Raw genomic sequence first — 12,277 nt, 5'->3', positions numbered from 1 at the left:
AGTACAGTTCGGCGCGAATCGCGCACGACAGGAAAACTGTACGTCTTATGAATGGGCCGCGATGGCGGCGAATCGCGCGCAGCGGCGCCGGACGGAGCGCGTGGCTTTCAGGGAAGGCACGACCACGAACCGCGAATGCGCCCTGCGGCCGCGGGACGGTCGGTACACGTTGCCGGCAATTCGGAAATGAAACTGTTCGATCTAACAGTTTTTCTTTCGACACCGTCGCCAACGAGCCCAAACTCGTCGAGCGAACGGTTTTCTCTTGAATGCTTCCATCGAGATGCAATACTGTTCGACCTTACAGTTTTCATCCTGCCACGCCGGCAACGGTGGCGGGGCTCAACCATGCGATACACGATCGAACAGGCATCCGACATCGGCGGCGTGATCCGCGCCGCGCGGAAAGTGCAGCAACTACGCCAGGACGACGCGGCCGGCAGCGTCGGCGTCAGCGAGTCGTTCATGGTCAAGGCCGAGCGCGGCGCGGACACCATTCAGTGGGGCAAGGTGTTCCAGATCCTGCAGGGGCTCGGCGTGCAGGTCGTCGTCGACATTCCCGACGCCAGCGAAGAACTGCTCGAGCGCCAGTCGGCGCGCGCGAGCCATCGGGCCGGCGTTCGTGCACGACGCGTGGCCGAGCGCCTGCTGCTGCGCGCGGACGCCGCGCGCACGGCCCCGGCCGCCGAAACCGCGCCGCCCGCTCGTGCGGCCGCGCGCATGCTCGCGGCCGCGCGTCTCGTGCTGTCGCCTGTCGAAGCGTCCGGCGCGGGTACGGACGACACGCGCCGCCCGCGGATCAGGATGACCGACGCCGGCCGCCAGGCTGCGGCCCGCGCAATCGAGATCGCGCGCCGCGTGCTGGCAGACGCCGGTGAAGCTGTGCCCGACCACGCGCGCCCCGCCGGCGAGGAGGCGTCGCATGACTGAGCGCACCCTCGTCGCCGCCATCGACGCGATGAAGACTGCCCGCCCCGAACTCACAGCGACGCTCGGCGGCGAGATGCACCTGCTGCGCGCGATCCCCCCTATCGTCATCCACGAGAGGGTCGAGCGGCTGCGGCCGCGCTGACGCCACGACACCACCGACGCCGATCCGATGCCGCCACGCGAGGGCCACCCAACATCATGACCGAATCCGTCCACCCGCCTGTCGTCGCCCAGCTCGTCGAGCGGCTGACCGGCACCGCCGACCACCCGCGCTTCACCGGTGCGCCGCCCGACCTGTCGACGCTCGACGCGCATGCGCTCGGCGCGGTGTGGCCCGCGCTGCGCCGCACCGAGGAACGCGTCGCGCAGCACGACTACGCCTACGACGATCCGCGCGCCACATTCGCGCGCTGGCTGCGCGCGCAGATCGACGCGCTCGATCTCGCGCCGCTCGTCGATGCCGAGGCCGCGCTCGAACTGTTCCGCGACATTCCGGCCGGCGCGTGGCGGCGCGCGTTGCAGGAACTGTCGTGTCTCGACGCGCTGCCCGCGCCCGCACTGCAGGCCGAACTCGTGCGCATCCTCGACGAACCGCAGAACGACGGCCTGCAAAGACTCTCCGCGTACGGAAAATATGCCCTCCTCTCGTTCGCCGGCCGGCGCGACATCACGGCCTTGCGCGACGCGTATGCGCAGTTGAATGCCGATTCACCGGCGCGCGTGCGCGAGCTCGACGTGCTGCCCGAACTCGGGCCGGCCGCGCTGCTCGCGCTGGCCGAGACGAACGACGGTTATTTCGCGCCGAAGCGGCTGTGGTTCAATGCCGACGATCCGGCCGCCACGCTCGCGGAGGAGCCCGCTTACGTCGACTTCGCGCGCGACACGCTGACCGAAGCCGCGCGGCACGTCGCCGCGATTCACGCGGGCGAAGTCCCCTATCAGGCCGATCGCGCGTTTACGACCGACGACGCGCAGGTCGTCGCGCGCGCGGCGCGCGTCGCGGCCTATCGCGACGCCCCGTGGCTACCCCCGCTGATCGGGCCGCTGCTGACCGGCGTGTGCGTCGCGCCGACCGCCGCGAAAACCGCGCCGTCGCAATCGCTTGCAATCGCGCTCGGCCATGCGGTCGAGACGATCCCGACACCCGAGAGCCTGCGTGCGCTGCGCGATGCGCTGGCCACCGTACGTCACGCGGGCGTGCAGAAGAAGCTCGCACGCAACCTGAAGCCCGCCGAACGCGCGCTCGGCGAGCGGCCGCACACGGCGCTGCGCATGACGCTCGACGCGAAACCCGACAAGAAGCAGCTCACGATGCTCGCCACCTGCATGGAAGCGGGTTTCTGGCAGTCGATGACGCTGGGCCATGCCGAATGGCGCGAGCGCCTCGTCGATGCGCCGGCCGGCGCCGCGTTCTCGACCTGCATGATCTGGCAGGCACGCGCGCGCGACGGCGCGACGGTCTCGTTCATGCCCGACGTCGCGAAAGGCAAGGTCGTGCTGCGCGACGCCGCCGGCGCGGCGTGCGAACTCGACGCCGACAGCGAGATCCGGCTCTGGCATCCGCTGCTGGCCGATGCGGACGAGCGGCTCGCGTGGCAGCGCGCGATCGTCGGCCGTGCGATCCGGCAACCCGTTCGGCAGGCGTTCCGCGAGTTCTACGTGCCAGCCGACGAAGACGCCGCGGCCAGTCATTCCGCGATGTTCGAAGGTCATGTCCTCGCAAGCCGCCCGCTGATCGGCGTCGCACGCCGCGAAGGCTGGTCGATCCGCGCGTACGACGACGGCCTCGCGCGCGAGTTCGGCGACGTGCGCGCGACCTTCAGCGTCGCCGCGCGGCTCTTTCCCGGCACGGACGGCCAGGGCACGTCGGGCCGGCTGCACGTCGAGCGCAGGCGCGAGCGGCGCTGGATCGCCGCGCCGATCGGCGAAATCGATCCCGTCGTGTTCTCGGAAGTGGCGCGCGCGGTCGACCTGCTTGTCAGCGTCGCCGCATTTGCGCTCGACGACGAAGCAACGCGCGCGGCCGACACGCTGGCGGACCCGGTGCGCCAGCGCGCCGCGCGGAACGAGCGCGAACAGCGCCTGCACGGGCTGTCCGGCTTGCCGCTCGGCACGATGGCGCGGCATCGCAAGCAGGTGCTCGCGCTCGTGTTCGCCGAACCGATCGCGCAAGGCCGGATGACGCTCGACGAACGCCACGTGCGGGTCGGCGCGTGGTCGGTACATTGCGCGACCGGGCGCGTGACGCGCGACGGCGCACCCGTCGAACCCGCGATCGAGCCGCCGCCGTCGCCGCTGCGCGCGGTGCCGTGGCTGCCTTATGACGAAGCGTTGCTGCAGCGGATCGTCGACGTCGTCGCGGGGCTGCTGGGCGCAACCGGAAAATGAATAGGGCCGTCGAAATTCATTTCCCGGCGCCTATCAATAAATCGAGTCGTTTCCGGCAGCCCTATTCATTCGGTATATATCGGTCGAGTGGCTGTGATAACGTTTTGCTTTCGCTTTCTTTGCGCGCCATCACGACATGCCTGCCTACGTCAAACCCAGATGGTTACGGGATCTGCTGCGTTTCCTCCCGTTGAAAAGCCAGTTCGTGCTGTCGGGAAACGTCCGCGATTTACAGGCCTGTGAAGTTGCCCCCGAAGTGGTGACCGCGCAGTCGCTGGTGAATACACTCGGCGACAATCTCCGCGAGGCGGGCTATGCGCAGCTCGTCGTCTGGAATCCGATTTCCGGCTTCACGGTGCCCGACAGCCGGGTGTCGCCCACGGAGCCTGCCGATGAAACCCTGCGACGTCTCGGCCTGACACCGGTCGACGGCACGGCGCCGGGCGGCATCGATGCGCTCACCGCATGCGTTGAACGCCTGGTCGCGCTGCCCGGCCCGCCGATTGCCCTCGTCGTCGATTTTGCTTCGCGACTGGCGATTCGCGCCGAAACGCTGAACCCGGCCGAGCACACGCTGTTCACGCGCGCACTGGTGCTGGCGCATATGGCGGCCCCCCGCCCCGCGGGAGAACTGCGACGTCCGTTTTTCAATACCGTGATCTGGATCGTCGACAAGGAAGGCGATCTGCCGGACTGGTTGCTGATCGACAATCCGCGCATCCGGCATATTCCCGTGTCGAAACCCGACAGTGCCGCCCGTCGCGCGTTGGCCGGTGCATTGCTGCGCGGCGTACCCGGTGCCCAGAGCGCTACGCCGGACCATCTTGCCGACGCGGCGTCCGCGTTCGTCGACGGTTCCGAGGGATTGCTGCTCGCCGACATGAACGCGATCGCCACGCTCGCCCGCGTCGAGCAGGTGCCCCTCGATAAAATTGCCGACGCCGTGCGGCGTTATAAAGTGGGCGTCACCGAGGATCCGTGGCAGCAAATCGACCGCGACAAGATCCGTCACGCCGACGCGTTCATTCGCCGCCGCGTCAAAGGGCAAACGCACGCAGTCACGCACATGCTCGACCTCGTCAAGCGCGCGATGACGGGGGTGGGTTCTCAGCGGAAAGGCAACCGGCCGCGCGGTGTCGCATTCCTCGCCGGCCCGACCGGCGTCGGGAAAACCGAACTCGCCAAGACGATCACGAGCCTGCTGTTCGGTGACGAAAGCGCGTACATCCGCTTCGACATGTCGGAATTCAGCGCGGAACATGCCGACCAGCGCCTCATCGGCGCGCCGCCCGGCTACGTCGGCTACGACGTCGGCGGAGAATTGACGAATGCGATTCGCGAACGCCCGTTCAGCGTGGTGCTCTTCGACGAAATCGAAAAAGCGCATCCGCGCATTCTCGACAAGTTTCTGCAAATCCTCGATGACGGCGTGCTGACGTCAGGGCGCGGCGACCGCGTGTACTTTTCCGAAGCGTTGATCGTTTTCACGTCGAACCTCGGCATTTACCGCCAGGACGAATCGGGTCAGCGCGTGGCGAATATCCAGCCGGGAAACGACTTTGCGGACATCCAGAAGAAGGTGCTCGGGGAAATCCAGCAGCATTTCAAGCTGGTCCTGAACCGGCCCGAAATCCTGAACCGCATCGGCGAAAACATCATCGTCTTCGACTTCATCCGCGAGGATGTCGCGACGGAGATCTTCGAGCAGATGGTTCGTGCCGTGCTCGACGACGTCGCCTCCCAGGGTATCGCCGTCGACCTGGACGCCAGCTCCAGGATCGCGCTCCAGGCGCGATGCCTCGGCGATCTATCCAATGGCGGCCGCGGCATCCGAAACCAGATCGAAGCGCATCTGCTCAACCCGCTGGCACGCGGCCTGTTCGATCAGGATGCGGCCGCCGGCGATCGCTTCGTCATCTCGGGCATCGACTCGGGTTCGTTCCAGTTGCAAAAGCGGTAGGCCATGGACATCCGTGTTTCGCGCCTGCACTTTCCCGTGACGACACTCGGGCCGGGGCAGCGGATCGGCATCTGGTTTCAAGGTTGCACGATCCGATGCCCGGGCTGCATTTCGATGGATACCTGGGCGCACGCCGGGGGCGAAACCACCGTCGATGCGCTGTTGGCGCAGGTCCGAACCTGGCTGCCCGACGCTACCGGCATCACGATCTCGGGCGGCGAGCCGTTCGATCAGCCCGATGCGCTGATTGCGCTCCTGCATGGCCTGCGGCAACTGTCGGCAGGCGACATCCTCGTCTACAGCGGCCACCCGATCGAATCGCTGGACGATACGCTGGCACGCGCCGACGGCCTGATCGATGCGCTGATCTCCGATCCGTTCGACATCGACGCGCCGCAGACACGCACGCTGCGCGGCAGCGACAACCAGCGATTACATTGCCTGACGGCACTCGGCCACGCGCGTTTTGCACAGTACGAACACGCGCCGCGGCACACCGGCAAGGCCCTGGACGTCATGTTCGACGAGGACGGTAGCGTCTGGTTCGCGGGGATACCGGGCCGGGACGATTTTCATCGATTGAGAGACCTATTGACCGATCAGGGGCATCACGTCCGGATCAGTGCCGACAAGGCGAGAAACAGATAAGACAGGAAATGTCAGCCATGATGCGTTTTTGCCCGAATTGCCGAACCGAGCGGTCGGTGGACGAGTGGTACTGTGCCGGCACGGTCGGCGATGCCGTTTGCAACTGGGACTTGTCAGGCGTACCGATCCGGGCGAACGGCTGGCGCCCCCAGGATGTGGTCACGGTCGAGACGGTCAGCCAGCAAGTGGCTGCGGACGCACCCGGATCCTCCGTGCCGCCCTCGTTGTCGTGCACGAACGGCCATCCGATGAACGACGGCGACCTCATGTGCCTCGAATGCGGCGCGGATCCGGCCGTGCCCGCCGACGCGCAGCGGCTCGGCGCCGGCGACGAGGCTCCTGCAGGCAGCTCGGCGGAGGACGCGCCGCCGCCCGTCGAAGAAACGCGGATCGACGGCTGGCGGTTGTTGCGCCAGATTTCCAGCACGGACGGCGTGCGCGAACGCTATGTGGCCCAGCAGGACGGGACCGGCAGGCAGGCCGTGCTGACGCTGTATCGACCGGGCGCGGAACCGGACCCGGCGGTCTACGATGTGGTGCGCCGCCTGCCGCGCGAGCACGTGCCGGAGATCATCGCTACCGGACGCTGGGATCAACGTGCGTACGAAGTCGCCGAGGAGATGAGCGGCGGGACGCTGGCGGATCTCGGTGTGGCCGTCCGCGATCGCGCGACGATCCGCCGGGTGGTCGATGAACTGGGCCAGGCCCTGCAGGCATTCTCGGACGTGGGGCTTCGGCATCGGGACCTGCGGCCCGGCACGCTGCTGGTGCGCAGCCGCGAACCGCTGGATCTCGTCATCAGCGGCTTCGGTTCGGCGCGGCTGTCCGAATTCGATCTCGATATCGTCTCGCCGCTCGAAACGACGCGCTATATGGCGCCCGAGGCCATTGCGGGCGGTGTCGCCGCGGCATCCGACTGGTGGAGCCTCGGCATGATCCTGCTCGAGCAGTTGACGGACGGCCGCTGCTTCGAGGGCATCAATCCGCGCGCGTTTCTGATTCACGTGCTGGCCAACGGCGTCACGTTACCGGACGATCTGGATCCCTCGCTTCACCTGTTGCTGCGAGGCCTGCTCGCGCGTGACCGACATCAACGCTGGCAATGGCCGCAAGTCAAGGCCTGGCTGGACGGCAAACCGGTCGATGCACCGTCGGCGGCGACGATCGATGCCGATGGCGACGAAGGCGCCAGCATCGCGTTGGGCGCCCGCCAATATCGCAAGCCGGCGATCTTCGCGCTCGCCGCGGCGGAGCGCGAGAATTGGGAAGCGGCGCGCGATCACCTGAATCGCGGCGTTGTCCTGACATGGGCGGAACAAGCCGGTGCCGGTGCGAAAGTGCTGGCCGGCCTGCGTCAGGTTGCGCAACTCGACGGCGTCGATGACGATGGCCGCCTGATGATCGCGCTCAAGCTGTTGAATCCCGACATGCCGCTCATTCTGCGCGGCGACATCGTCACGCCCGGCTGGTTGCTGCACAACCCGTTGGAAGGTTACGACCTGGTGACCGGGCCGGTGCCGACGCTCCTGGAGCGGCTGGGCACGGAAAGCTGGCTGTCCAGGCTACGCGCTCGAGCCGATGAAGTACGACACCGGGCTGCGTATCTTGGCATCGAACTGAACGAAGACCTGGTGCGCATCGCGCTGCTTTCCACCTCGCGTGCCCAATTGGCCGCGCAATGGGAAGAACGGCGCCTGTTGTTGCCGGATTCCGATCATCACGGTCTGCTGTCGCTGTCGGAACGCCGCGTCCTCAGCGAGGAAGACCTGATCGTTCTGTTGAGCGCGGCCATTTCACAGTTTCGCCCGGTCGACGAGATCCTCGACCAGGCGGCGGCCCTCGCGGAACGAGAGCAGATTCTGGTCTTCGATCGCCAGGCTGCCCGGATCGCGCTTGCGCTGCCGCGCGTCGACCTGTTCCATGCCGTCGACGACCGAATCGCCGGATTCGCGCGAACCGGCAACCCGACCGTCGATGAATGGGCGGAGCAGTTCCGGCTGGAACGTCGCTTGCCCCTGCATGAAGTCGTCGTTCTGTTGTCGGTGCCCGCCGAGCAGTGGCTGGAACCGCAGAAGCAGCAATACGTGTCGCAGATCCTCGACTTCTTCGAGAAGAAAGTCGCCACGACCGTATTGCGCGGTCCGCTGGTACGGATGACCATCGGCAAGACCACGGGGCGGGTCGATCTCCACGAACTGAACGGCGAGCGATTCGCCAGCACCGCGCTCCTCGACCATCTGCTCCAGCGCAATGTGCAGACGGTACCGGTGGACCCGGCCGTGTTCGGTGCAAGCGGAACGCTCGAAGGCCGGTTGAACACGCTGTACCGGCAGACCTCGCTCTACAAGCGGGATACCGGCATCGACGGCCTCTATCTCGGCTTCCCGTTCCTGCTTTACAAGGATCATCGCAGCACGACGCGCCCTCGCATCGCCCCCGTCCTGTTGTGGCCGGTCAAACTGCTGATGGAGCTCGGCGCGCGACGCCAGGTGGCGATGGCTTTCGACGGCGAGCGCGAGGAGGTTCGCCTGAATCCGGCGCTCGAGGGCCTGCTGGGACGCGAGGCCGTCAAGGCATGGCGTGTCGCAGCCGACGAGGTGCTCGGACGTTCCGCGTTGAAAGCAGCCGACGTGGTCGATGCGTTCGGCCTGCTGGCCGACGTGGAAAGCCGCAAACTCGGTGCGCTGCCGCTGCCGACCCTCGACGTGCCCGCCGGCGCGACGCGCCTCGCCTGCGCCGGCGTGCTGTTTCACGTCGACTTCGCCGGCCAGGCCATCGGCGAGGATCTGCGCCAGCTCAAGCAATTGTCGCCTTCCGGCACGGCGCTCGAATCGATGCTGCGGCTCAAGGACAAATCCGACTACGACGCGTCCGAGGCCACGTCGACCGAGCTCGGCCGATTCCTGACGGTGGCAAGCGATCCGTCGCAGGAAGCGGCCATCCTGCAGGCGCGTCAGGGCCCCGGACTGCTGGTCGAAGGGCCGCCCGGCACCGGCAAGAGTCAGACGATCGTCAACATGGTCGCCGACGCGATCGGACAAGGCCGGAGCCTGCTGATCGTCTGCCAGAAGCATGCCGCGCTGGAAGTGGTTCGCAAGCGTCTCGTCGCGGAAGGCCTGGGCGATCGCATCGTGATGCTCAACGACGTCAACAAGGACCGCGAGCCGACGATTCGAGCCGTCCGCGAACAACTGGATGGAATCTTTCGCGGTGCCGCGTTCGACCCCGGTTTGATACGCCAGCGTGAACGCATGGCCGCGAGAATCGAGGCCCTCGAGGGCGAACTCGATCGCCAGCATGCCGCGCTGCATCGCGTCGACGCATCGACCGGCCTCAGCTATCGGGCGCTGCTCGGCGAACTGATCCGGCTCGAAGCCGGCACGCCGCCGGTCAGCGTGCCGCAGTTGCGTACCCGGCTTGCCACGCTCGATATTTCGGCACTGACCACGCTGGAAGAACACTGCGCACCGCTCGCCCGCTACTGGCTGCCGTCGAAGTTCGAGGGCAGCCCGCTGGCGCAATTGAAGTCGTTTGCGACCGATGCCGCCACGCTCGACGCGTTCAACGCAATCTTCGCGGATTTCCGCGACGCGGAACGCCTGCGCATCGAGACGCTCGCCGCGCATCCCGCGCGCTTCGACGTCGACGACCCCGCCCCGTATCGGGCCTGGCTCGATGCCAACGCCGGCCGCCTCGTCGCGCTGGACGAGACACAACGCAAGCGGCTGGCTCAATGGCTGCCCTTGTTCCGACCGGCCGACCATGCCGATGCGGAAGGCCATCGGTATTACTCGGCGCTCGGCACCCTGCATCGCGATCTGTTGGCCGTCGAGACCAGCGGCTTCGATGCGGTGCTGTCGGCTGCCGTCGCGCACCTGCCGGATTCCGCGCTCCGCAAGCTCGAGGCCCAGGCGGCGTTGGCGACTCGCGCCCCGTCTCTCTTGCGCCGCCTTAACCCGGTCACGTATCTGCGGCGTGGCCGCCTGATGAAGTTCGTCACCGGCTGCGGCGCGCCCGCGACCGACGAAACGCTCCGCAAGCTGCTGGCCGCCAGCCGGCTCGAAACAACCTGGCGGCCGCTGCGCGACACATTGAACACGATCAGCCGGGCATTGCATCTCGAGACGGTCGAGCCCGCGTGCGGGCCGACGCTCGCCGATGCCTGCCTGACCCGCCTGCGCCAGCTCGAGGACATCCGCGAACTCGCGCAGCATCTGGCGATCGCGCCACGCGGCGACGAATTCGACTCGGCCGTGATGACCGGCGATCGGGCGCCCGTCGAACAGTTGCTCGACGGTTTCGAGACCGCGTTCGTGCGGCACAGCGCGCGCCAGCATAGTCTGCGGGCGCTGAGGCCGCTCGATGAATGGCTCTCGGCAGAACTCGTCACCGCCTGTCGGCAGACCATTGCCGACAACATCAGTTATCAGGCGCCGTTGAACCGAATCGGCGATGCGTTGCCGACGCTCGCCGCCTATCAGCAGTTCCGCACCCGGGCACGGCATGTCACCGCCGACGCACTCGACGTGTTTGCGATCATGCGCGACCACGAAGACGCGCTGACGCGTCTGCCGCCTGAACGCCTCGACGACGCCGTGCGGCGCATGATCAACCGCGAGGCGCGGCTCGGATGGAAGCGGCGCATGGAGCAGGACCATCCCGAATTGCTGCTCGACCAGAGCGAAACGGCCGCCAAGATCGAAGCACTCGCGGCCGCCGACGGGGAAATGCGGCGCCTGAACCGCGAGATGCTTCGCAACGGCATCGACCACGGCCGACTGGGTTCGGCGCGCGATTGGGAGGACGTGACGCGTTTGACCGGCCGGCGCTCCAGGCGTCTGCGCGAATTCATCGAACTCGGGACGGGGCTGGGCCTGATGGCGCTGCGGCCGGTGTGGCTGATGAACCCCGACGTCGCGAGCCGCGTACTGCCGCTGAAATCGGGGCTGTTCGATTCCGTCGTCTACGACGAGGCCTCGCAGATGCCGGTGGAATACGCGATTCCGACGCTGTTCCGCGGTAACTTGTCGATCGTCAGCGGCGACGAGAAGCAAATGCCGCCGACGGCGTTCTTTTCGAGCCGGGCGGATAGCGACGAGACGGACATCTTCGACGGCGAGCAACCCGACGAGGCCGCGACGGAAGACGAACGCGAGCGCTTCGAGGACACCTGGAACCGACGCGAAATCAAGGACTGCCCTGACGTGCTGCAACTGGCACGGAGCGCACTGCCCGTGTCGACGCTGCAGATCCACTATCGTTCGGCGTATCGAGAGCTGATCGGCTATTCAAACGCCGCGTTCTACGAGAACAACCTCAGTGTGCCGGTCCGCCATCCGGATGCCACGGTGCGCGAGGTGAAGCCGCTCGAACTCGTCCAGGTGAATGGTCTTTACGCGCAGCAGACCAACAGCGACGAAGCGGATCGCGTGGTCGCCTATCTGGCGCAACTGTGGCAACAGCCTTACGCACAGCGCCCGTCCGTCGGCGTGGTCACGTTCAACCGCAAGCAAGCCGACCTCATCTTGGAGCGCCTGGAGCAGCGCGCGGAAGAGGATGAAGCATTCCGCGACGCGTATCGCGAGGAACTCGAGCGAACCGATCGCGGTGAGGACATGGCCGTATTCGTGAAGAACGTCGAGAACGTCCAGGGGGACGAACGCGACATCATCGTCTTCTCCACGACCTTCGGGCGCAACGGCCAGGGCACCTTCCGGCGCATGTTTGGCGTGCTGGGCCAAAGCGGTGGCGAGCGGCGCCTCAACGTGGCCGTGACGCGTGCGCGCCATAAAGTCGTGCTCATCACGTCGATGCCGATCCGTGAGATCTCCGACATGCTCACGACGCAGCGCAAGCCCGCGATTCCGCGCGATTATCTTCAGGGTTATATGGAATACGCACGCGCGATGTCGAACGGTGAACTGCCCGCCGGCCGCGCATTGCTTGGCCGCATGAGCAGCGAACGGGCGCATGCGAAGTTGCAGCAGACGGGTGTCGTCGACGGCTTCGCGGAAGATGTGCAGGCTTATCTGAGGGGACTCGGCCTGTCACCGGTGCCCGCCCAGGAAGGCGATGCCTTCGGGCTTGATTTTGCGATCGCCGATCCGGAAACCGGTCTTTATGCGATCGGCATCGAATGCGATGCGCCACGTCATCCCCTGCTCGAACATGCGCGTGCCCGGGAAATCTGGCGGCCGTCCGTGCTGGGACGCGCCATTCCGACGCTGCATCGCGTCTCGTCGCAAGCCTGGTACCACGCACCGGAGACAGAGAAGGCTCGCCTGAAGGCAGCCGTCGCGCAGGCACTGAACCAGGAGGTGATGGCATGAGCGGCCCGAAAGTCGTCCGGAT

General features: G+C 66.6%; 6 protein-coding genes. All 6 read left to right on the top strand.

The features are described 5' to 3' along the window. Nucleotides 1-348 precede the first annotated feature (348 nt). The 6 genes from BDO18943_RS06360 (at nucleotide 349) to BDO18943_RS06335 (ending at nucleotide 12,255) form a co-directional block, all read left to right on the top strand. Nucleotides 349-930 carry a helix-turn-helix domain-containing protein gene (locus tag BDO18943_RS06360; RefSeq protein WP_175021686.1) on the top strand — a complete coding sequence of 194 codons (582 nt, stop codon included), beginning with the start codon at nucleotides 349-351 and terminating at the stop codon, nucleotides 928-930. Further along, nucleotides 923-1,072: a hypothetical protein gene (locus tag BDO18943_RS06355; protein WP_175021685.1), complete on the top strand. Its 150-nt coding sequence runs from the start codon at nucleotides 923-925 to the stop codon at nucleotides 1,070-1,072. Before BDO18943_RS06360 ends, BDO18943_RS06355 begins: the two co-directional genes overlap by 8 nt. A gap of 56 nt (nucleotides 1,073-1,128) precedes the next feature. Further along, nucleotides 1,129-3,318 carry a DUF4132 domain-containing protein gene (locus BDO18943_RS06350; RefSeq protein WP_175021684.1) on the top strand — a complete coding sequence of 730 codons (2,190 nt, stop codon included), beginning with the start codon at nucleotides 1,129-1,131 and terminating at the stop codon, nucleotides 3,316-3,318. A 136-nt stretch (nucleotides 3,319-3,454) separates the two neighbouring features. Next, on the top strand, nucleotides 3,455-5,278 hold the full coding sequence (locus BDO18943_RS06345; protein ID WP_175021683.1) for an AAA family ATPase: 1,824 nt from the start codon (nucleotides 3,455-3,457) through the stop codon (nucleotides 5,276-5,278). A gap of 3 nt (nucleotides 5,279-5,281) precedes the next feature. Further along, a complete protein-coding gene (locus BDO18943_RS06340) occupies nucleotides 5,282-5,926 on the top strand; it encodes a 4Fe-4S single cluster domain-containing protein (RefSeq protein WP_175021682.1) in 645 nt (214 codons plus the stop codon). A gap of 17 nt (nucleotides 5,927-5,943) precedes the next feature. After that, nucleotides 5,944-12,255 (top strand): AAA domain-containing protein, encoded by a 6,312-nt coding sequence (locus tag BDO18943_RS06335; RefSeq protein ID WP_175021771.1) that lies wholly within the window; start codon nucleotides 5,944-5,946, stop codon nucleotides 12,253-12,255. The last annotated feature ends 22 nt before the right edge of the window (nucleotides 12,256-12,277 follow it).

The organism is Burkholderia aenigmatica, from assembly GCF_902499175.1.
Taxonomy (GTDB): Bacteria; Pseudomonadota; Gammaproteobacteria; order Burkholderiales; family Burkholderiaceae; genus Burkholderia; species Burkholderia aenigmatica.
The sequence above is the reverse complement of the archived record's forward strand: the minus strand, read 5'-3'. Positions and strand labels throughout refer to the sequence as shown.

What these genes read in the sequence shown, in the direction of transcription:
- BDO18943_RS06360 (WP_175021686.1), top strand. Translation starts at nt 349, where the DNA reads ATGCGATACACGATCGAACAGGCATCCGACATCGGCGGCGTGATCCGC.
- BDO18943_RS06355 (WP_175021685.1), top strand. Translation starts at nt 923, where the DNA reads ATGACTGAGCGCACCCTCGTCGCCGCCATCGACGCGATGAAGACTGCC.
- BDO18943_RS06350 (WP_175021684.1), top strand. Translation starts at nt 1,129, where the DNA reads ATGACCGAATCCGTCCACCCGCCTGTCGTCGCCCAGCTCGTCGAGCGG.
- BDO18943_RS06345 (WP_175021683.1), top strand. Translation starts at nt 3,455, where the DNA reads ATGCCTGCCTACGTCAAACCCAGATGGTTACGGGATCTGCTGCGTTTC.
- BDO18943_RS06340 (WP_175021682.1), top strand. Translation starts at nt 5,282, where the DNA reads ATGGACATCCGTGTTTCGCGCCTGCACTTTCCCGTGACGACACTCGGG.
- BDO18943_RS06335 (WP_175021771.1), top strand. Translation starts at nt 5,944, where the DNA reads ATGATGCGTTTTTGCCCGAATTGCCGAACCGAGCGGTCGGTGGACGAG.